Origin of the sequence: Streptacidiphilus rugosus AM-16, from assembly GCF_000744655.1 — a bacterium.
GTDB classification, from domain to species: Bacteria; Actinomycetota; Actinomycetes; order Streptomycetales; family Streptomycetaceae; genus Streptacidiphilus; species Streptacidiphilus rugosus.
Window position 1 is genome coordinate 4,398,104 of sequence record NZ_JQMJ01000004.1, and the last position, 20,047, is coordinate 4,418,150.

Sequence of the window (20,047 nt, forward strand, 5' to 3'; positions counted from 1 at the left end):
GCGGGCTTCCCTTCCCCGTCTCAGCCGAGGGCGGCCTCGTAGGCGTCGTGCAGCGGCTGCCACTCCCGCGTCAGATCCCAGGCCGGCCAGTCGACCTCGCCCCCGTCCAGCGCCTGCCCCAGGTAGTCCAGATGCACGTGCCAACCGGCGAGCAGCAGCGCGGGCTGCTCGATCGGTGACGGCAGGGTCGCGCTGAACGCGAGCGCGGAACCGCCACCCTCGTCCGTGAGCTCGAACCGCACCCGTCCGTGCGGATCGAGGTCCAACTGGAGCAGCGTCGGCGGGTCGTAGGCGGTGACCGTCCCGGTCGCGATGGCGGTCCGCCCCTCGGCGTCGCTGTTCAGCCACCTCAGCACGACGGACCCGCCCTCCGCCGGATCCAGGCGGTCCGCGGCGGCGAGCCAGGTGCGCAGCAGCGGTCCTCGGGAGAGGTAGGGCCACACGGCCGCGACGGGGTGCGGGTAGTGCCGGTAGAAACACACGGCCTGGTGCGCGGCGTCGACGGCGACGATCTGCCCGTCGATCTGAGGTTCGCTGGACACCCTTCGATTCTCCACCAGAGCCCACCTGAGAGCCTGCCGACACAGGGCCGGTTGCGCCCGCGCGCCTGAGGGAGGTGCGACTACAGCAGAGCCGCGAGTTCACCGCGGGAGGCGACGCCCAGTTTCGGATAGGCCTTGTAGAGGTGGTAGCCGACCGTCCGCGCGCTCAGGAAGAGCTGGGCGGCGATGTCGCGGTTGGACAGGCCCGAGGCGGCCAGCCGGACGATCTGGGACTCCTGGGGCGTCAGCCCCGTCAGCGGACCGGACTCCCGCGGCTCGGCCGCGCCCGCGCCGGTCGCGTCGAGCTCGGCCCGGGCGCGGTCCGCCCACGGCGACGCGCCGAGCCCGTCGAACGCGCGGGCCGCGGCGCGGAGCGGGCTGCGGGCCTCCGCCTTCCGGCGGGCCCGGCGGAGCCACTCGCCGTAGAGAAGCGCCGTACGGGCCTCCTCCCACGGGCGCCCCGCCCCGGCGTGGAGCGCGAGGGCGTCGAGGTAGAGCTGCTCGGCGTCGTCGTCCGACGCCGTCAGCGCGCGGCAGCGCAGCACCAGCGCGCGGGCCCAGGGCCGCCCGCCGCGCTCGGCCCACCGCGCGAAGCGCTCCACCGCCTCCGCCTGCGACGCGCCCTGGCGCAGCCGCACCGCCGCCTCCACCGCGTCGGGGACGGCCCGCAGCGCCCGGACGTGGCCCCCGTCCGGGCCGTTGACCAGCGCGTCCAGGGTCTTCAGCGCCTCCTCCGCCCGGCCCTGGCCGAGATCGTGCAGCCCCTCGGCCCACTGCCGCCAGGGCGCGCCGGCCTGCGCGGACGCGCCGCCACGTGCCTCCGCGTCGGCCGCGCGCAGGGCGGACCGGCAGGCGTCCTCGTCCCCGCGCTGGGCCGCGAGATACCCCAGCAGGCTGTGCAGCGGCGTGGACCACTGGACCTGGCCGATGTCGGCGGCAAGCGCCAGCGCCTCCTCCGCGTGGGCGCGGGCCTGGTCGGGGCGACCCTGGAAGAGCTCGCTCTCGGCGAGTGCGAGCAGCAGGGGCGGCAGCACCGCGAGGACGCCGGCCGCCCGGGCCTCCCGCGCCACCTCCTCCGCGACGACCAGCGCCTCCTCGTCGAACCCCGCCGTGAGCGCCGCACCGCAGGCCTGCACCAGGTCGACGGGCACGACCGCGCCGCCGGCCCGCGCGGCGGCGAGCGTGCCGGCCAGCGTCGGGAGCTCCCCCTCGGGCGCGCCGCCGAGCGCGAAGAGCAGATAGGCCACGACGGCCGCGAGGCCGTCCTGCGGAGGGATCGACAGCGCGGCGAGCCTGCGCCGCGTCTCCGTCAGCGCCGCCTCGTCGAGGCAGTGGGCCACGTCCACGGCCTGCAACAGCACCCGGGCGGCCGGGCCGGGATAGGCGTCGGCGACCAGCGCGGCGGTGTCCAGCATCAGCCGGTGCGCGGGCTCGGGGGCGCCACGCCAGAACTGGGCCAGGCCCTGAATGAAGGTCAGATGGGCGAGCATCACCGGATCCTGCGGCGCGCGCACCATGGCCCGCTGCGCCAGCGACTCGGCGTGCTCGATCTCCCCCGCCTCCGTCGCGGCCTCGGCCGCCTGGACGAGGCGGCGGGTGACCTGCTCCGGGTCGGGGCTGAGCCGCGCGGCGCGCTCGTAGGCGGACGCCGCTCCCGCGTGGCCGCCGCGGCGGGCGGCGAGCTCGGCGGCGCGTTCGAGGGCGGCGGCCGTCTCCTCGTCGGGGCCAGAGGCCGCCTGGGCGAGATGCCAGGCGCGCCGGACCGGTGTGTCGCCCGCGGCGAGATCCCGGCCGGCCAGCGCCGCGGCCAGCGCCGCGTGCGCGGCCAGGCGCTGGGCGAGCGGCGCACGGCTCAGCGCCGCCGAACGCAGCAGGGGGTGCCGGAAGGCCAGCCTCCCCGACGCGTCGACGGCGACGAGCGCGGCCTCCTCGGCCGGTTGCAGGTCGGCGGCGGAGGCGCCGAGGCGCGCCGCGGCGGTCAGCACGACCGGCAGCTCACCGGTCTCCTCGGCGGCGGCGACCAGCAGCAGCGTCTGCGTCGCCGCGGGGAGCCGGCTGAGCTGGCCGTGATAGGCCAGCTGGAGCCGACCGGAGAGCGGCAGCGGGTCGCTGCCGCTCTGCTCGGCCGCGTGGAGTTCGAGCAGGGCCAGCGGGTTGCCATGGGCAAGCTCCAGTAGTTGACGCCTGGTCAGGGCATCCGTCCCGGCGGCCTGCCGTTCCAGCAGGGCGGCGGCGGACGCGTCGTCGAGGCCGCCCAGGCGCAGCTCGGGCAGGCCGGGAGTGGCGGGGGCGCCCTCTCCCTCCCGGGCGGCCAGCAGCAGCGCGACGCCCTCGGCGTCCAGCCGCCGGGCGGCCAGCTGCAGAGCCTCCACGGAGGCGGCATCGCACCACTGCACGTCGTCCACCACGCACAGGACCGGCCCCGCCTCGGCGAGCTCGGCCAGCAACCCCAGCACGCCGAGGCCGACCAGCAGCCGACCCCCGGCCGGCGCGACCGCGCCCTCCTCGGCGAGCCCGAAGGCCCGTTCCAGCGCCTGCCGCTGTGGCGCGGGCAGGGCGGAAAGACCGCCGAGCGCCGGCGCGAGCAGGAGTTGGAGGGCGGCGAAGGGCAGATCCGACTCGGCCTCGACCCCCGCCGCGCGCAGCACCGAGCAGCCGCGCTCGGCGGCGCTCGCGGCGGCGTGGCCGAGCAACGCGGTCTTGCCGATGCCGGGCTCGCCGCGCAGCACCAGCACACCGCTGCGTCCCTCGCCTGCCGCCCGCAGCAACGCGTCGATGACGGCCTGTTCGGCCCCCCGTCCGTACAGCATGGTCAGCACCCTACCTACAGGCACTGACAACTCCGCGCAGAAAGTACCTAAGCGCGACTGATTCGGCGTCCTCCGCCGATCCGTAGCTTTTTGACCTGCGGAAAGAACAGGAACTCCGCAGCGAGAGAGACCACCGGACCGTCAAGGAGCCCGCCGTGAACGCCACTGCCACCACCACCGCCACCACCGCGCAGGAGCTCGCCGAGCGCTACATCGCGGCGTGGAACGAGACCGACCCGGCGGCCCGCCGCGCGCTCGTCGACGCGACCTGGGCCGAGGACGGCCGCTACACCGACCCGCTGGTCGCCGCCGAGGGCCGCGACGCGATCGACGCGACCCTGGGCGCGGTCCAGGCCCAGTTCCCCGGCCTGGTCTTCCGGCTCGGCGGGCCGGTCGACGACCACCACGACATCGCCCGCTTCACCTGGGAGCTCGGCCCCGCGGACGGCGAGGCGCTGGTCGTCGGCTTCGACGTGCTGGTCGCCGACGCCGAAGGCCGGATCGCCCAGGTCCTCGGCTTCCTCGACAAGGTGCCCTCGGTCTGAGCGGCCCGCACCGAAACCCCGCGCGGGGCTGCTCCCACAGTCCCGCGCGGCCCTCCCCCCGCTTGCCCGCACACCCGCGAACCCCGAACCGCCCGTCCTGACTGGAGCACCGAAATGACCTCCACCACCGTCCCGGCCGGCCGGGACGAGCACGCCGCCACCGCGCCGAAGGCCCCTCGGGGCCTGCTCCCGGTGGTGCTGACCGCCACCTTCATGTCGGCGCTCGACTTCTTCATCGTCAACGTCGCGATCCCCTCCATGCAGCGTCACCTGGGCGCCTCCGCGGGGGCGATCCAGTGGATCGTGGCGGGCTTCTCCCTCGCCCTCGCCGCCGGCCTGATCACCGCGGGCCGGATCGGCGACATCGTCGGACGGCGCAGGCTCTTCGCGCTCGGCCTGACCCTGTTCACCCTCGCCTCGGCGGCCTGCGGGCTGGCCCCGGACGTGGGCTTCCTGATCGGCGCCAGGGTCGCGCAGGGGCTGGCCGCCGCGCTGATGGGCCCACAGGTGCTGGCCATCATCCGCACCGCCTACGACGGTGCGGCGCAGGCCAGGGCGATCGCCCTGTACGCCCTCACCATGGGCCTGGGCGCGGTCCTCGGCCAGTTGGTCGGCGGACTGCTGATCAAGGCCGACCTGTTCGGCAGCGACTGGCGCGCCTGCTTCCTGATCAACATCCCGGTCGGGCTGGTGACCGTGGCCCTGGTCCGGCGCTGCGTGCCCGAGTCCCGCGCGCCGCAGCGTCCGCAGCTGGACAACATCGGCGTCGTACTGGTCACGGCCGCGCTGGTGGCCCTGGTGCTGCCGCTGATCCAGGGACGCACGGCCGGCTGGCCGCTGTGGACCTGGCTGTCGCTCGGCGCGTCGGCGGTGCTGTTCGCGGTCTTCACCACGCACCAGCGGCGACTCGCCGCGCGGAACGGATCGCCGGTGGTGCACCCCGCGCTCTTCCGCGGCCGGGCGCTGGCCACCGCGATGGCGGCGCAGCTGGTCTTCTGGGCGGGCCAGGCCTCCTTCTTCCTGATCCTCGCGCTCTACCTGCAGGTCGGCCGCGGCCTGGACGCGCTGGCCTCGGGTCTGGTCTTCACCGCTCTGGCTGTCGGATACTTCGCCACCTCGATGCGGGCCCACCTGATCGCGGCCCGGCTGGGCCACCAGACGGTGGCGCTGGGCGCGCTGGTGATGGCGCTGGGCCTCGGACTGCTGTGGGGCGGCGCGGAGTTGATCGGCGAGGCGAGCGGCGCGGCGCTGCGGGTGCTGTGGCTGGTGCCCGGTCTGCTCGTGGACGGGGTGGGCATGGGTCTGGTCATCGCCCCGCTGACCGGCGCGGTGCTGAGCCGGGTGACCCCGGAGCTGGTCGGCGCGGCGTCCGGAGTACTGACCACGCTCCAGCAGGTGGGCAGCGCGGTCGGGGTGGCGGCCCTCGGGATCGTCTTCTACGGCGCGCTGGGCGGCGGTTACGCCCACGCCTTCGGCGTCGGCGTGCTGGTGCTCGCCACGCTGGAACTGGCCCTGGCCGCCCTCATGCAGTTGCTGCCCCGGCAGCGCTGAGTCGCACCACCCCCGGGGGCACGTGCCGGGTTTCTCCCCCGCAGATGCACCGCGCCCCCGTCGGGGCTACTGCAGGGCCCCTGCCGCGGCGGCGGTGACCGCCGCGGCGACGGCGGCGAGCGCGGGGGAGTCGAGGCGCCACTGTTGCCAGTAGAGCGGCACGTCCAGTCGCCGGCCAGGCACGAACTCCACGAGCGCGCCGGAGCACAACCCTGCCGCGGCCTGGCTGCTGGGGACCATCCCCCAGCCCAGGCCCGCTGTCACGGCGTCCGCGAACCCCTCGCTGGAGGGCACGTAGTGGCGCAGCGCGCTCGCGGCGTGGCCGCCGGTCAGCTCGCGGGCGAAGCGGTCCTGGAGTTCGTCCCGGCGGTCGAAGATCACCACAGGCGCCTCGGGCAGGGACCGGGCGAGGTCCTTCCCATCCAGCCAGCGGGCGGCGAACCCCGGCGCGGCGACCGGGAGATAGCGCATGGCTCCGAGTCTGCGCACGGAGCAGCCGGTCACCGGGTCGGGCGAGGAGGTGACCGCCGCCAGCACCTCGCCCTCGCGCAGCAGCGCCGTCGTGTGGCCTTCGTCCTCACGGCGCAGTTCCACGAAGAGGCGGGCCTCCTGGGCCAACGCGGCGAGCGCCGGCACGAACCAGGTCGCGAGCGAGTCGGCGTTGACCGCGATCGGCAGCCGGACCGGGCCGCCCGCGGAGTCCTCCATCCCGAGCGCGTCCCTGGCGTCGCCCTCGAGCCGGGCCAACTGCCGGGCGAAGCGGACCACGACCTGGCCGGACTCGGTGGCGCTGACCGGCTTGGTCCGCAGCAGCAGCACCCGTCCGGTGCGCTGCTCCAGCGCCTTGACGCGCTGGCTCACCGCCGAGGGCGTGACGTGCAGGACGGCGGCGGCCGCGTCGAAGGTGCCCTCGTCGACGACGGCGAGCAGCGTGCGGACCAGGTCGTGCGGCAGTTCCGACATCACAACAGCTAATGATACCTAAGAATCTTTAGCTGGCCTCATGTCGCGATGCTGCCTACGGTGGCGGCATGGGAAACGCCTTCGCCGCCGCTGCCGCCGGATTCGGGACCGGCCTCTCGCTGATCGTCGCCATCGGCGCGCAGAACGCCTTCGTGCTGCGCCAGGGGATCCGCCGGGAGGCGGTGCTGCCGGTGGTGGCCATCTGCGCGGCGTCGGACGCGGTGCTGATCGCCTGCGGCGTGGGCGGTCTCGGCGTCCTGGTCACCGCGTGGCCGGGCGTGCTCACGGGGGTCCGGCTGGTGGGCGCGGCCTTCCTGCTCTGCTACGGCGTGCTGGCCGCGCGCCGCGCGTTCCGCACCTCCGCCCTCTCGGACGCCGGTCCCACGGTCCGCTCCGGCCGCCGCGCGGTGCTCGCCTGCCTGGCGATGACCTGGCTCAACCCGCACGTCTACCTCGACACCGTGCTGCTGCTCGGCGCGGTCGCCGCCACCCACGGCTCGCTGCGCTGGGAGTTCGCCCTCGGCGCGGTGTTCGCGAGCCTGTGCTGGTTCGCCTCGCTCGGCTTCGGCGCCAGGCTGCTGGCCGGCTTCTTCCGGCGCGCCTCTTCCTGGCGGGTGCTGGACGGCCTGGTCGCGGCCACCATGCTGCTGGTGGGCACGACCCTGGCCGTGGGGACCTGACCGCGGCCCCCTGACTCCCGACGGCCCGGCGGGCCTCAGTCCCCCTGCGCCCAGAGCTTGCGCACGTGCCCGAGATGCGCGCTGATCAGCGATTCGACCGCGTCGAGGTCGCCCGAGATCATCACGTCGAGCAGCTGCTCGTGCTCCTCCGCCGACTCGACCAGGCGGCCGGCCGCGACCAGCGTCTGCAGGCCGTAGAGGCGGGAGCGGCTGCGCAGCTCCCTGACCGTGTCGACCAGGTGGCGATTGCCGTGCAGGGCCAGCAGGCCCAGGTGGAACTGGCGGTCCGCCTCGACGTAGGCGATGAGGTCGCCCTTGCGCGCCGCCTTCACGATCGCCCGCGCGTGGGCGCGCAGCGGCTCCAACTGCTGCGCCGTGGCGGTCTCCGCGACGCGGACGGTGGCCGGGATCTCGATCAGCTCCCGGATCTCGGTGAAGTCGTCCAGGTCCTGGTCGGTCAGACCCACTATCCGGAAGCCCTTGTTGCGGACGACCTCGACCAGGCCCTCCTTGGCGAGGTCCAGCATCGCCTCGCGCACCGGCGTGGCCGACACGCCGAACTCGGCGGCGAGCACCGGGGCGGAGTAGACGATGCCCGGCCGCAGCTCCCCGGCCACCAGAGCCGCGCGGAGCGCGTGGGTCACCTGCTCGCGGAGGCTGCGTCGCTCCTGGACCGATGGCAGGTTGAGCGCGACCCCCGGGCTGTCGATGGACTCCGTGTTCACCGTCGTACCTCTCCACCAGAAGACTTGTGCAACATCATCCTGCACCATCACCCGACACAGTCGAAGTAGCTGTGCGCGGCAGGCCCATGCGAATGATCTATGCAATGTCACACCTCATGCATGACACTTGACGGACGCTCGGAATTGCCACACAGTTGCCACCGCAGAGAACAACGTGACATTGCACTGTGACAGCACAGGATGGGTTCCGAGGCGATGACGACGACTGCCGCACCCCCGACGATCCAGCAGGACAGGGCTCCTGACCACCGCTCACCGGCACGGCTGGCCTGGCGCAGGTTCCGCCGCGACCGGACCGGCGTGGTGTCCGGACTGGTGGTGGCCGTCTTCTTCCTTCTCGGCCTCGGCGCCCCGGTGATCTCCTGGCTCTACGGCAAGAACCCCTACACCACCTACGGCGACAACACCCCGGGGCTGCTGGACGACTACGGCTACCCGACCGGCCGCTTCGGCGGCATGAGCAGTCACTTCTGGCTGGGCGTCGAACCGGAGCTCGGACGGGACGTCTTCACCCAACTCCTCTACGGCATCCGGACCTCGCTGCTGATCTCGCTCGCCATCGTGGTGCTGGTCACGGTGGGCGGCACACTGATCGGCCTGGTCGCCGGCTACCTGGGCGGCTGGGTGGACTACGCGCTCAGCCGGGTCGTCGACGTGGTGCTGTGCTTCCCTTCGACGCTCTTCTTCATCGCGTTCATCCCCATCATCACCACCCGCTTCGTCGCCCCCGACGAGGAGTCCCCGACCTGGCTGCGGGCGCTGCTGCTGATCCTGGTGCTCTCCCTGTTCGGCTGGCCGAGCACCGCACGCCTGCTGCGCGGGCAGGTGCTCTCGCTGCGGGACCGCGAGTTCGTGCAGGCGGCGCGGGTGATGGGGGTCCACCCGGTGCGGATCCTGCTGCGCGAGCTGCTGCCGAACCTGTGGACGCCGATCCTCATCTCGGCCTCGCTGGCGGTGCCCGCCTACGTGACCACCGAGGCCGCCCTCTCCTACCTGGGCGCCGGAATGATCGAGCCGACCCCGGACTGGGGTCGCATGATCCACCGCGGCGCCGAGGTCTACAGCGCCGACTTCACCTACATGCTCTTCCCCGGCCTGGCCATGTTGATCTTCGTGCTGGCCTTCAACCTCTTCGGTGACTCGGTCCGCGACGCGCTGGACCCGAAGTCCGGCCGCTGAGCCCGGAGTCCGGCCGCCGACCCGTACCACCCGGACACGACCTGCCTACTCACGCAAGGGACAGAACTGTGCTCTCCAAGAGAAAGACCCGCGTCCTGGCCGCCCTGGTTGTCGCCGGCGCCCTCAGCGCGACCGCCGCCTGCAGCAGCAGCCACGGCGGTGGCGGGAAGGGCCCCGCCGGCTCGGGCCCCGGCTTCGGTCAGCAGCAGGAGGCGGTCGCGCTGGGGACCGCCGCACAGTCGACCGGCCCCGACCCCGACCTCCCCGGCGCCAAGACCGGCGGCACCGTCACCGAGCTGCAGCGCAGCGACTTCAGCCACCTCGACCCCGCCCGCGTCTACAGCTCGACCAACCAGATGGCCGAACTGCTGCTCACCCGTCAGCTCACCTCCTACCAGTGGGTCAACGGCAAGAACACCCTCGTCGGCGACCTGGCCACGGACACCGGCACCTCCAGCGACGGCGCCCGCACCTGGACCTACACCCTCAAGGACGGCCTGAAGTACGAGGACGGCAGCACGATCACCGCGCAGGACGTCAAGTACGGCATCGAGCGCACCTTCCAGACCGAGCTGAGCGGCGGCCCGCAGTACCTGCAGACCTGGCTGACCGGCAGCACCGACTACTCCAAGGCCTACCCCGGCCCCTGGGGCGGACAGGACCTGGCCGCGATCGTGACGCCGGACGCGAAGACCATCGTCTTCCATCTGAAGTCGCCGCACGCCGACTTCCCCTTCGCGGCGGCCATGCAGTCCTACTCCCCGGTGCCCAAGGCCAAGGACACCAAGGCGGCCTTCGACCAGCACCCGTTCTCCTCCGGCCCCTACCGGGTCCAGAGCCATGACGCGGGCAAGTCGATGGTCCTGGTCCGCAACACCTTCTGGGACCCGAAGACCGACCCGACCCGGCACGCCTACCCGGACACCTGGAAGTTCTCCTTCGGCGGCATGTCGCTGGACATCGACCAGCGCCTGATCGCCGGCAACGGCGACGACCGCGACGCGATGACCTTCCGCACGCCGGTCACCCCGGACATCGCCGAGCAGGTGATGAACGACCCGTCGCTGAAGGCGCGCACCGTCGACTCGGTGAACCCCTTCACCGAGTACTTCAGCATCAACAACAAGCGGATCACCGACCCGAAGATCCGTCAGGCGATGCTGATGGCCTTCCCCAAGGAGCAGGTCCGCAAGATCTTCGGCGGCCCGCTCTACGGGGACTTCTCCACCACGATCCTGTCGCCGCAGGTGAACGGCTACCACAAGTTCGACCTCTTCAACGCGCCGAACGCCGGCGACGCCGCCGCCGCGCAGAAGCTGCTGGCCGGCAGCAGCAACCCGCACCCGACCGTCGTCTACGCCTACGACAACACCGACCAGTGGCAGCAGGCGGCCGTCGTCATCGACAACGCGCTGACCGCCGCCGGGTTCAAGGTCGTCAAGCACCCGGTCTCGGACCAGGACTACTACGACGAGATCGGCAAGGTGGACAACCAGTTCGACATGTACTGGGCCGGCTGGGGCCCGGACTGGCCGAGCCCGACCTCCGTCATCGCCCCCATCTTCGACGGCCGGACCATCGCCCCGGCGGGCCCGGACTCGATGCTCTTCAACGACCCGGCCGTCAACAGCGAGATCGACCGGATCAGCGCCGAACCGGACCTCGGCCGGCAGAACAAGGACTGGGCCACGCTCGAGGCCAAGATCATGGGCGAGGTCCCGGCCATCCCCTTCGTCTACAGCCGCCTGGTCGCCCTGCACGGCGCGGGTCTGGGCGGGGTGCACCTGGGCTTCATCGGCACGATCTACCCGACCGACGTCTTCGTGAAGTGACCGAGGCGTCCTGAGGGGACGGCTCCCCGTCCGGCGCCGTCCCCTCCCTCCCTCCCCTCTCCTCGTCCCAGCCATGGAGCCCGTGCCGTGCTGCGCTTCCTGATCCGCCGTCTGCTGGGCGCGGCACTGATCCTCCTGGTGATCAGCGCCGTGACCTTCCTGCTCTTCTTCGCCGTCACCCCCGAGCCCGCACTGATGTCCTGCGGCAAGCAGTGCACGCCGCAGACGCTCGCGGCGATCAACCACAACCTCGGGATCGACAAACCCATCCCGCTGCAGTACTGGGCGTTCCTCGTCGGCGTCTTCGCCGGCCGGGACTTCGGCGCGGTGCACTGTCCCGCCCCGTGCCTGGGCTACTCCTTCGTCAACCAGCAGCCCGTGCTGCACACGCTGCTGGACCGGCTGCCGGCCACGCTCTCCGTCGCGCTCGGCGCGGGCGCGCTGGTGCTGACCGCCGGGGTGGGCCTCGGTCTGATCGCGGCGCTGCGCCGCGGCAAGGCGCTGGACAAGATCTCGATGGGCGCCGCGCTCGTCGGGGCCTCGTTCCAGATCTACTTCTTCGGCATCGTGGCCCGCTACATCCTGGTCGACCAGCTGCGCTGGCTGCCCCGGCCCGACTACACCTCGCCCGGCACCTCGCTGGTCGGCTGGGCCGGCGGCATGCTGCTGCCGTGGATCACCCTGGCCGTGGTCAACGCCGCCACCTATGCCAGGTTCACCCGCTCGGCGATGCTGGAGAGCCTCAGCGAGGAGTACGTGCGGGCGGTGCGGGCCAAGGGCCTGGCCGCCTGGGGCGTCTACGTCAAGCACGCCTTCCGCGGCGCGATCACCCCGGTGGTGACCATGTTCGGCATCGACATGGGCCTCTTCCTGGGCGGCGCGCTGATCACCGAGACGACCTTCAACATTCCCGGCATCGGCCGGCTGGCCGTGGAGTCGGTCGGATCGCAGGACCTCCCCATGATGATGGGCACGGTCCTGGTCGCCTCCACCGCCATGGTCCTGGCGAACATCGCCGTGGACGCCTGCTACGCCGTCATCGACCCCCGGGTGCGTATCTGATGACCGATCCCTTCCTTCGTGTGACCGACCTCGGCGTGCGCTTCCGCACCGAGGACGGACCGGTGCAGGCCGTGGACGGCCTCTCCTTCGAGCTGCGGCGCGGCCGGACCCTCGGCATCGTCGGCGAGTCGGGCTCGGGGAAGTCCGTGACCAGCCTGGCCGTCCTCGGTCTGCACGACCCGGCGCGGACCACCGTCACCGGCAGCATCACCCTGGACGGCCAGGAGCTGGTCGGCGCGCCGGAACCGGAGCTGCGCGCCCTGCGCGGCAGCCGGATGTCCATGGTGTTCCAGGACGCGCTGACCGCGCTCTCCCCCTACTACACCGTCGGCGAGCAGATCGCCGAGGGCTTCCGCCGCCACACCGGCGCGAGCCGCCGAGCGGCCCGCACCCGGGCCGTCGAACTCCTCGGCCGCGTCGGGATCCCCTCCCCGGCCCGGCGCGCCGAGGACTACCCGCACCAGTTCTCCGGCGGCATGCGCCAGCGGGCGATGATCGCCTGCGCGCTGGTCTGCGACCCGGAGCTGCTGATCGCCGACGAGCCGACCACCGCCCTGGACGTCACCGTGCAGGCGCAGATCCTGGAACTGCTGACGGACCTGCAGCGGGAGTTCGGCACCGCGATCATCCTGATCACGCACGACCTCGGTGTCATCGCGGGCAGCGCCCACGACACGCTGGTGATGTACGCCGGGCGCTGCATCGAGCGCGGTTCGGTCGAGGAGGTCCTGACCGCGCCCCGCCACCCGTACACGGCGGGGCTGCTGGAGTCCGTGCCGCGGCTGCACGGGGACGTCGACCAGTTGCTGCGGCCGGTGCGCGGCAACCCGCCCGCGCTGCTCGGCGGGCTGCCGCCGGGCTGCGCGTTCCGGCCGCGGTGCGACCGCGCCGCGGCCGTGTGCGCCGAGGAGCGCCCCGAACTCACCGGCTCCGGCGACCGGCTCGCCGCCTGCCATCTGCCCCTGCCGCTGCTGCCGAGCCCCCGCGCCGCGGGCGAGCACACGCCCGAACCACTGGAGACGACATGACCGCCGCCCCCGCCGACACGGCCGCCGGGCCGCCGCTGCTGGAGGCGGTCGGCCTGACCAAGGACTTCGCGGTGCGCGGCGGCGGCCGCCGGCAGGTGCTGCGGGCCGTCGACGGGGTGGACCTGACGGTGCGGGCCGGTGAGAGCGTCGGCGTGGTCGGCGAGTCGGGCTGCGGCAAGTCCACGATGGGCCGGCTGCTGACCCGGCTGCTGGAGCCGAGCTCGGGCGAGCTGCGCTTCGAGGGCCAGGACATCACCCACGCCACCCGGCGGCAGCTGGCCCCGCTCCGCTCGCAGATCCAGATGGTCTTCCAGGACCCCTACGCCTCGCTCAACCCGCGGCAGACGGTGGGCACGATCATCTCGACCCCGCTGCAGGTGCATCGCATCGACCCGCCGGGCGGCCGGGCCGCCCGGGTGCGCGAGCTGCTGGAGACGGTGGGGCTGAGCCCCGAGCACAGCAACCGCTTCCCGCACGAGTTCTCCGGCGGCCAGCGTCAGCGCATCGGGATCGCCCGCGCCCTCGCCCTCGAACCGCGGGTGATCGTCGCGGACGAGCCGGTGTCCGCACTGGACGTCTCGATCCAGGCGCAGGTGGTGAACCTGATGCAGCGGCTGCAGCGGGAGCAGGGCATCGCCTTCGTCTTCATCGCCCACGACCTGGCCGTGGTGCGGCACTTCTCGCAGCGGGTGCTGGTGATGTACCTGGGCGCGGTCGTCGAGTCCGGGACCAGGGAGCAGCTCTACGGCTCGCCCCGGCACCCCTACACCCGTGCCCTGCTCTCCGCCGTGCCGGAGCCCGACCCGCGTCCGGCGGCGCGCGCGGCGGCGGACGCGGCGCGGGTGACGCTGACCGGCGACGTGCCCAGTCCGCTGGATCCGCCTTCGGGCTGCCGGTTCCGCACCCGCTGCCCCAGGGCGCAGTCGCTCTGCGCGGAGCAGCGTCCGGCCCTGACGGACCTCGGCGGCGGTCAGCTGGCCGCCTGCCACTTCCCCGAGCCGGTGGACGCGGCGGTGACGCAGGGCGATCGGGGCGGGGCTGGGCGATACTCATGACCATGACCGGCCACCGCTCCCAGTCCTACCGGATCCCCGGCCTCGCGGTCACCGACCACGTCTTCACGCTGCCGCTCGACCACGGCGACCCGGTCGGCGGCGGCACGGTCGAGGTCTTCGCCCGCGAGCTCGCCGACCCGACGCTCACCGGGCAGAACCTGCCCTGGCTGCTGTTCCTCCAGGGCGGTCCCGGCGGCAAGTCCCCGCGGCCGACGGCGGGCAGCCCGAGCTGGCTGCGCCGCGCGCTGCGCACCCACCGGGTGCTGCTGCTGGACCAGCGCGGCACCGGCCGCAGCACCCCGGTCAACGCCCGGAGCGCGGCCGGTTTCCGCGACGCCGAGTCGCTCGCCAGGCACCTGACCCTCTTCCGCGCCGACTCGATCGTGGCCGACGCCGAGCTGATCAGGGCCCGGCTGACCGGCGGACGCCGCTGGGAGACGCTGGGCCAGAGCTACGGCGGCTTCCTCACGCTCACCTACCTCTCCCGCGCCCCGGAGGGGCTGCGCGCCTGCTACGTCACGGGCGGTCTGGCCGGGCTGCACGCGAGCGCCGAGGAGGTCTACCGCGCCACGGCGCCCAGGGTCGCCGCGAAGAACGCCGCGTTCGCCGCCCGCTACCCCGACGACCAGGAGATCCTGCGCCGCCTCGCCGACCGGCTCGCCGAGCGGCCGACCAACCTGCCCGACGGCGATCTGCTCACGGTGCGCAGGCTGCGCTGGCTCGGCATGAGCCTGGGCATGGGCACCGGCTTCGAGCAGCTGCACTGGCTCCTCGACGAGGCGCTGGACGCCTCGGGCGCGCCGACCGACCTGTTCCTCAACGACGTCGCCCAGCTGACCGGCCTGGTGGCCAACCCGCTCTTCGCGGTGCTGCACGAGTCCATCTACGGCCAGGGCGGCGTGCCCACCGCCTGGGCGGCGCAGCGGGTCATGGACGCGCTGCCGCAGTTCGCGGAGGACGCGGACCCGCTGCTGCTGACCGGCGAGATGATCTTCCCCTGGATGTTCGAGGACATCCGCTCCCTGCGCCCCTTCGCCGAAGCCGCCCACCTGCTGGCGGCGAAGTCGGACTGGCCCTCCCTCTACGACCCGGCCCGCCTGGCGGCCAACCAGGTCCCGGTCGCGGCGGCGGTCTACTACGACGACATGTACGTGGACGCCCAGATCTCCCTGCGCACGGCGGCGGAGGTGGGCTCGGTGCAGGCGTGGGTGACCAACGAGTGGGAGCACGACGGCGTCCGCGCGGACGGCGAGCGGGTGCTGGGCCGGCTGATGGACATGGCGGCGGGGAAGGCGGCCTGACGCCGCAAGGGCGGGCGGGTGGCGCAGAATCGAACATTTTGAAGCGTGGGCATGACATATCGGGCCGAGCCCGGTACGTTGGTCGTGCCTTGGCGGACCCTCCTCGGCCGCCAAGGCACAGCCATGTCACGGGACATGACCCCTTCGGCACGCAGGCCCCCGAACGGCGGCGCCGCGGCCCGACATCTCTCGCCGGCGCCGAATTCGAACGAGCGCCCCGGCCCCGGCTTCTCCCGATCCGACGGACACGATCGGCGGCCGCCCGCCCCGCATTCCGCCGATTCGCCTGCCGCCGATTCGCCTGCCGCCGAGCTGCCATGACGGCAGATGTCCGGCATGTCAGGGTGCCACCCCGGCCGGTGAGGTAAGGGTCTGGTCAAGGATCGGCCGCGATTCAGTGATCGGCTCAGGCAGGACCTGTGGGCATGGTTGGCTCAGTGCCCGCGGTGGTGTAGTCATGTTCCGTGCCTGAACGGACCATGCCAAACACCCTCACTTCCGGCCGGGCGGCGTCCTTGTGGCGCCACCGCGATTTTCTGCTGCTCTGGGCCGGCGGATCCGCAAACGACCTCGGCAGCGCCGTGTCCACGCTGCTGATACCCCTCATCGCCGTGAACGGCCTCCGGGCGACGACGCTCCAGGTCGCGCTGCTCGGTCTCGCACGCCGCCTTCCCGCGGTCGTCGTCGCGCTGCCCGCCGGACTCGTCGCCGACAGAGTCCCCCGACGGCGCCTCATGGTCCTGTGCGACGTGCTCAGCCTGGCCGGGGTGGCCTCGATCCCGCTCGTGGCCGTCAGCATGTCCGTGCCGCTGTGGCAGCTCTACCTGGTCACCGCCTTCGTGGGAACCGTGCGGGGTTTCTTCGACATCGCCGACCAGTCGCTGCTCCCCTCGCTGGTGACGGGCGATCAACTCGTGGACGCCAACGGCAAGCTGCGCGTCACCGAGACCGCCTCCGACACCGCCGGGCCGGCGCTCGGAGCCGTGCTCGCCGGGGCGCTGGGCGCCGCCAGGGCCGTCGCCGTCGACGCCGCTTCCTACGCGGTCAGCGCGCTCACCCTGCTGGCCATCCGCACCCCGGACCCCACCCCGGTCGCAGCCAAGGGGTCGGGCCCCCGGCTGCGCACGGCCGTGGCCGAAGGGCTGCAGTTCGTCAGGAAGGACCGGGTGCTGCGCGCCGTGACGGCGGCGACCGCCACCGCCAACCTCGGCATCCTGGCCGTGGTCAGTCTCGAAGTCGTCTACCTGGTACGACAGTTGCACGCCTCCCCGACCCAGGTCGGCGTGGTGATCGGCGCCGGCGTGCTCGGCGGCGTGATCGGCAGCCTGCTGGCCAAGCCGGTCGCCGACAGGCTCGGCACACCGCGCGCCATGTGGCTCCCGCTCGTGCTCTGCGCGCCGTTCGCCCTGCTGATGCCGCTCGCGTCACCCGGCTGGGGCCTGGTGCTCTACTCGCTCGGCTGGGCGGTCTTCAACGGCGGCGGTTCCGTCTACCAGGCCTCCCAGATGGCCTACCGGCAGGCCGTGGTTCCGCCCGAGCTCCTGGGCCGGGTCAACGCGGCGATCAGGTGGATCGTCTGGAGCACCATGCCGCTCGGCGCGTTGCTGGGCGGGCTCCTCGGCACCTGGATCGGCCTGCGGCCCACGCTGTGGGCGGCCACCGCCGCGCTGGCCTGCTCCGGCCTCTGGCTGCTCGCCTCACCCCTGCGACGCATGAACAGCGCCCCGGCCCTGGACCACTGAGGTGACCGGGGCCGGGGCGTTCGGCCGTCCTCGGCCCTTCACGCCTGCCCGTACACCGCCGCCGCCACCGCCAGGTCCTCCCAGGCCATGCCGACACTCTTGAAGAACCGTGGCCGCCGCTCCCCCAACCGCACCCGGCCACACGCGAGTTCCGCCAGATCCGCGGCCACGTCCCGCGCGCCCAGACCGGCCAGCTCGCCCGCCTCGCGCAGCGCTGTGGCCCGCTCCTCGACGACGACGACGGCGCGGGCCACCAGCGCCGCGTCGACCTCGCGCACGGTCGGTTCGTGACCGCCGACGGCGATCACCAGGGCCCGGTCGGGCACGGCCGTGCCGTCGAAGAGCGGTGTGCGCGCGGAGGTGCAGCAGCAGACCAGGTCCGCCCCGGCGACGGACGCCGGCGCGCCGAGGGTGACGGCCAGACCGAGGGAGCCGGCGAGCCGGGTCAACTCCCCCGCCCGCTCGGGCGAGCGCAGCACCAGGGTCACCCGGCGCAGCGACGGTAGCAGCGCGGCTAGGGCCCGCAGGTGGGCGCGCGCCTGGGGACCGGCGCCGAAGAGGACCAGATGCTCGGCTCCAGCCGGGGCGAGGCCGGTCGCCGCGAGGGCCGAGACCGCGGCCGTGCGCAGTTCCGTCAGCGCGGGGGCGTCCAGCAGGGCGAGCGGGAGCAGTGTGCGCGCGTCGAGCAGGAGAACGCCGCCGGTGATGGCGGGCAGACCGAGAGCAGGGTTGCCAGGGGCCACTCCGGCGATCTTGACGACGACGTGACGGGCGTCGTGGGCCGGCATCAGCAGCAGTTCCCCGCCGGGGACGGGGACCCGCCCCCGGGGCGGGGACGCGGACGGGTCGAGCCCGGCGCGCAGCGCGGCCTCCAGGGCCGCCACCGCCCCCGCCGGGCCGAGCCGTCGGCGGACGGCGTCCGCGTCCAGCACCTCGAAACCGGGGATCACCGCAGCACGAACCCGGTCCCCAGCGCGTCGGCCGGATCGAGTTCGAAGCGGTGCACCCCGGTCCGGTGGGCGGTGCCGGTCACCTCGGTGACCAGGCCCTCGGCGGCCGTCCCCGCGACCCGCGCGGTGAACACGCTGCCGATCACCGACGCGTGGTGCAGCACCGCGCCGGCGTCCAGCCGTCCCCGCTCCGTCAGCACCGCGAGCAGCGCGGAGGTGCCGGATCCGCAGGGCGAGCGGTCCACCTGGCCGTCGGCGAAGACCGTCACGCTGCGCAGGGCGAGCGCCGCGTCGGCGCGGTCCGGCAGTCGGTCGTGCAGCAGCACGCCGTAGACCCCCGACAGGCGCGGATCACGCGGCTCCCGCGTGGCGGCGTGGCCGGCCAGCGCGGCCCGGACCTGCCGCCCGGCCCGGATCAGCTCCGGCAGCGCCTCCGGGCTGGGTTCCAGGCCGAGCGCCGCCGCCGGAAGCACCGCGTAGCAGGCCCCGGCATGAGCGACGTCGACCTCGACGACGCCGAAGTCGGCGGTTTCGACCCGGACGGCGAGGCCGGCGACCCGTGCGGGAACGTTCCTGAAGGTCACCGACCGGGTGCGCCCGCAGCTGCGCCGCACCCGTGCCTCGACCCGTCCGGACGGCACGTCGATCCGCACCACGACCTCGCCCTCGTCGGGCGCGGCCACCAGTCCGCTGTCCACGGCCCAGGCGCCCAGCGCCATGGTGCCGTGGCCGCAGGCGGTGGAGAAGCCGTCCTTGTGCCAGAAGAGCACGCCCAGGTGCGCGCCGTCGTCGTCGGGCGGGGTGAGGAAACCGCCGTACATGTCGGCGTGCCCGCGCGGCTCACGACAGAGCAGCTGCCGCACCGTCTCCATCGCCCCGCCGGGCCTGGGCCTGCCGTCGGGCCCGAGGGCGATGGCCCGGCGCTCGGCGACGGTGTCGCCGGGGACGGGCACGGTGCCGAAAGGGACGATGCGGAACGGCTCGCCGGCGGTGTGGTAGTCGACGCAGTCGACGGCGTCGAGGCTGCTCCGGGGGGCCGGGGTCACAGCAGGAAGCCCTTCGGGAAGGGGTCGGTCGGGTCGAGGAAGTACTGCGCGGTCCCGGTGATCCACGCCCGGCCCGTGACCGTCGGCACGACCGCCCTGCGCCCGGCGACGGTGGTCTCCTCCACGGCCCGTCCGATGAACTGCGTGCCGATGAACGACTCGTTGCGGAAGTCCGCGCCCAGCGCCAGCTGCCCGCGCGCGTGCAGCTGCGCCACCCGTGCCGAGGTTCCGGTGCCGCAGGGCGAGCGGTCGAACCAACCGGGGTGGATCGCCATGGCGTGCCGCGAGTGCACGGCGTCCGATCCCGGCGCGGCGAAGTACACGTGGTGAACGCCGTGGATCCGCTCGTCCTCGGGGTGGACCGGTTCGTCGGCGGCGTTGATCGCCGCCATCGTCGCCAGCCCGGCCGTCAGGATCTCCTGCTTGGCGGCCCGGTCGAAGGGCAGCCGGTAGTCGTCCAGCTCGACGATGGCGTAGAAGTTGCCCCCGTAGGCCAGGTCGTAGCGGATCTCGCCGAAGCCGGGCACCTGGACCGCGGCGTCCAGCCGCTCGGCGAAGGCGGGCACGTTCCGCAGGGTGACCGCGGTGGCGGATCCGTCCTCGACGGCGACGTCCACGCGGACCAGCCCGGCCGGGGTGTCCAGCCGCACCGTCGTGACCGGCTCGACGACCGGCACCATGCCGGTCTCCACCAGCACGGTCGCGACCCCTATGGTGCCGTGGCCGCACATCGGCAGCAGGCCGGAGACCTCGATGAAGAGCACCCCGTAGTCGGCGTCGGGCCGGGTGGGCGGCTGCAGGATCGCCCCGCTCATCGCGGCGTGGCCGCGGGGCTCGTACATGAGCAGGGTGCGCAGGTCGTCCAGGTGCTCCTGGAAGTGGACCCGGCGCTCGGCCATGGTCCTTCCCGGAATCACCCCGACCCCACCGGTGATCACCCTGGTGGGCATGCCCTCGGTGTGCGAGTCCACTGCGTGGTAGATATGACGCGTCTTCATCAGCTTTCCTCCCCCGG

17 protein-coding genes are annotated in these 20,047 nt (G+C 73.3%); 10 read left to right on the forward strand and 7 right to left on the reverse strand.

Annotation, left to right across the window (positions count from 1 at the left end; genetic code table 11):
• Positions 1–20: 20 nt before the first annotated feature.
• Together BS83_RS29145 and BS83_RS29150 are read right to left on the reverse strand one after the other, a co-directional pair.
• Positions 21–542, reverse strand: a complete 522-nt coding sequence (locus BS83_RS29145; protein WP_051944250.1) for an SRPBCC domain-containing protein — start codon at positions 540–542, stop codon at positions 21–23.
• Positions 543–622: 80 nt separating this feature from the next.
• Complete coding sequence (locus tag BS83_RS29150; protein ID WP_232248517.1) at positions 623–3,352, reverse strand: AAA family ATPase; 2,730 nt, start codon at positions 3,350–3,352, stop codon at positions 623–625.
• Between the two features lie 155 nt (positions 3,353–3,507).
• Between BS83_RS29150 and BS83_RS29155 the strand changes: the two genes are divergently transcribed.
• Both BS83_RS29155 and BS83_RS29160 read left to right on the forward strand, forming a co-directional pair.
• Complete coding sequence (locus BS83_RS29155; protein WP_051944252.1) at positions 3,508–3,897, forward strand: nuclear transport factor 2 family protein; 390 nt, start codon at positions 3,508–3,510, stop codon at positions 3,895–3,897.
• A gap of 114 nt (positions 3,898–4,011) precedes the next feature.
• Positions 4,012–5,448, forward strand: a complete 1,437-nt coding sequence (locus BS83_RS29160) for an MFS transporter (protein ID WP_037606446.1) — start codon at positions 4,012–4,014, stop codon at positions 5,446–5,448.
• A gap of 66 nt (positions 5,449–5,514) precedes the next feature.
• Here BS83_RS29160 and BS83_RS29165 read toward each other — a convergent pair whose 3' ends face one another.
• Positions 5,515–6,414 carry a LysR family transcriptional regulator ArgP gene (locus tag BS83_RS29165; RefSeq protein WP_037606447.1) on the reverse strand — a complete coding sequence of 300 codons (900 nt, stop codon included), beginning with the start codon at positions 6,412–6,414 and terminating at the stop codon, positions 5,515–5,517.
• A gap of 65 nt (positions 6,415–6,479) precedes the next feature.
• On the opposite strand from BS83_RS29165, the gene BS83_RS29170 reads away from it, so the two are divergent.
• The gene (locus BS83_RS29170; RefSeq protein WP_037606448.1) at positions 6,480–7,091 is read left to right on the forward strand and encodes a LysE/ArgO family amino acid transporter; all 612 of its coding nucleotides are present in this window, start codon (positions 6,480–6,482) and stop codon (positions 7,089–7,091) included.
• A gap of 35 nt (positions 7,092–7,126) precedes the next feature.
• On the opposite strand, the gene BS83_RS29175 is transcribed toward BS83_RS29170, so the two are convergent.
• Positions 7,127–7,816: a GntR family transcriptional regulator gene (locus BS83_RS29175; protein WP_408641040.1), complete on the reverse strand. Its 690-nt coding sequence runs from the start codon at positions 7,814–7,816 to the stop codon at positions 7,127–7,129.
• A 216-nt stretch (positions 7,817–8,032) separates the two neighbouring features.
• Here BS83_RS29175 and BS83_RS29180 point away from each other — a divergent pair, with 216 nt between their 5' ends.
• From BS83_RS29180 to BS83_RS29210, 7 genes are all read left to right on the forward strand, one after another.
• Positions 8,033–9,016: an ABC transporter permease gene (locus BS83_RS29180; protein WP_037606449.1), complete on the forward strand. Its 984-nt coding sequence runs from the start codon at positions 8,033–8,035 to the stop codon at positions 9,014–9,016.
• A gap of 68 nt (positions 9,017–9,084) precedes the next feature.
• On the forward strand, positions 9,085–10,848 hold the full coding sequence (locus BS83_RS29185) for an ABC transporter substrate-binding protein (protein WP_037606450.1): 1,764 nt from the start codon (positions 9,085–9,087) through the stop codon (positions 10,846–10,848).
• Between the two features lie 87 nt (positions 10,849–10,935).
• On the forward strand, positions 10,936–11,910 hold the full coding sequence (locus BS83_RS29190; protein ID WP_037606451.1) for an ABC transporter permease: 975 nt from the start codon (positions 10,936–10,938) through the stop codon (positions 11,908–11,910).
• Entirely contained in the window at positions 11,910–12,938 is a 1,029-nt protein-coding gene (locus BS83_RS29195) for an ABC transporter ATP-binding protein (protein ID WP_084714284.1), read from the forward strand. Before BS83_RS29190 ends, BS83_RS29195 begins: the two co-directional genes overlap by 1 nt.
• Positions 12,935–13,993, forward strand: coding sequence for an ABC transporter ATP-binding protein (locus BS83_RS29200; protein ID WP_051944254.1), 1,059 nt, complete (start codon positions 12,935–12,937; stop codon positions 13,991–13,993). The genes BS83_RS29195 and BS83_RS29200 overlap by 4 nt, the downstream gene beginning before the upstream one ends.
• A gap of 2 nt (positions 13,994–13,995) precedes the next feature.
• Positions 13,996–15,294, forward strand: a complete 1,299-nt coding sequence (locus BS83_RS29205; RefSeq protein ID WP_051944256.1) for an alpha/beta fold hydrolase — start codon at positions 13,996–13,998, stop codon at positions 15,292–15,294.
• Between the two features lie 479 nt (positions 15,295–15,773).
• Entirely contained in the window at positions 15,774–17,036 is a 1,263-nt protein-coding gene (locus BS83_RS29210; RefSeq protein ID WP_037606452.1) for an MFS transporter, read from the forward strand.
• 38 nt (positions 17,037–17,074) lie between these two features.
• Here the strand turns inward: BS83_RS29210 and BS83_RS29215 are convergent, their stop codons facing one another.
• From BS83_RS29215 to BS83_RS29225, 3 genes are read right to left on the reverse strand one after another with little or no spacing between them, the layout of a single operon-like run.
• Positions 17,075–17,986 (reverse strand): ornithine cyclodeaminase family protein, encoded by a 912-nt coding sequence (locus tag BS83_RS29215; protein WP_232248518.1) that lies wholly within the window; start codon positions 17,984–17,986, stop codon positions 17,075–17,077.
• The gene (locus BS83_RS29220) at positions 17,983–19,032 is read right to left on the reverse strand and encodes a proline racemase family protein (RefSeq protein ID WP_037606453.1); all 1,050 of its coding nucleotides are present in this window, start codon (positions 19,030–19,032) and stop codon (positions 17,983–17,985) included. The genes BS83_RS29215 and BS83_RS29220 overlap by 4 nt, the downstream gene beginning before the upstream one ends.
• The gene (locus BS83_RS29225; RefSeq protein WP_037606454.1) at positions 19,029–20,030 is read right to left on the reverse strand and encodes a proline racemase family protein; all 1,002 of its coding nucleotides are present in this window, start codon (positions 20,028–20,030) and stop codon (positions 19,029–19,031) included. The genes BS83_RS29220 and BS83_RS29225 overlap by 4 nt, the downstream gene beginning before the upstream one ends.
• Between the last annotated feature and the right edge of the window lie 17 nt (positions 20,031–20,047).

Coding starts and splice junctions, on each gene's coding strand:
- BS83_RS29150 (WP_232248517.1), bottom strand. CDS start 3,352: ATGCTGTACGGACGGGGGGCCGAACAGGCCGTCATCGACGCGTTGCTG.
- BS83_RS29160 (WP_037606446.1), top strand. CDS start 4,012: ATGACCTCCACCACCGTCCCGGCCGGCCGGGACGAGCACGCCGCCACC.
- BS83_RS29170 (WP_037606448.1), top strand. CDS start 6,480: ATGGGAAACGCCTTCGCCGCCGCTGCCGCCGGATTCGGGACCGGCCTC.
- BS83_RS29180 (WP_037606449.1), top strand. CDS start 8,033: ATGACGACGACTGCCGCACCCCCGACGATCCAGCAGGACAGGGCTCCT.
- BS83_RS29195 (WP_084714284.1), top strand. CDS start 11,910: ATGACCGATCCCTTCCTTCGTGTGACCGACCTCGGCGTGCGCTTCCGC.
- BS83_RS29200 (WP_051944254.1), top strand. CDS start 12,935: ATGACCGCCGCCCCCGCCGACACGGCCGCCGGGCCGCCGCTGCTGGAG.
- BS83_RS29205 (WP_051944256.1), top strand. CDS start 13,996: ATGACCGGCCACCGCTCCCAGTCCTACCGGATCCCCGGCCTCGCGGTC.
- BS83_RS29210 (WP_037606452.1), top strand. CDS start 15,774: ATGCCAAACACCCTCACTTCCGGCCGGGCGGCGTCCTTGTGGCGCCAC.
- BS83_RS29225 (WP_037606454.1), bottom strand. CDS start 20,030: ATGAAGACGCGTCATATCTACCACGCAGTGGACTCGCACACCGAGGGC.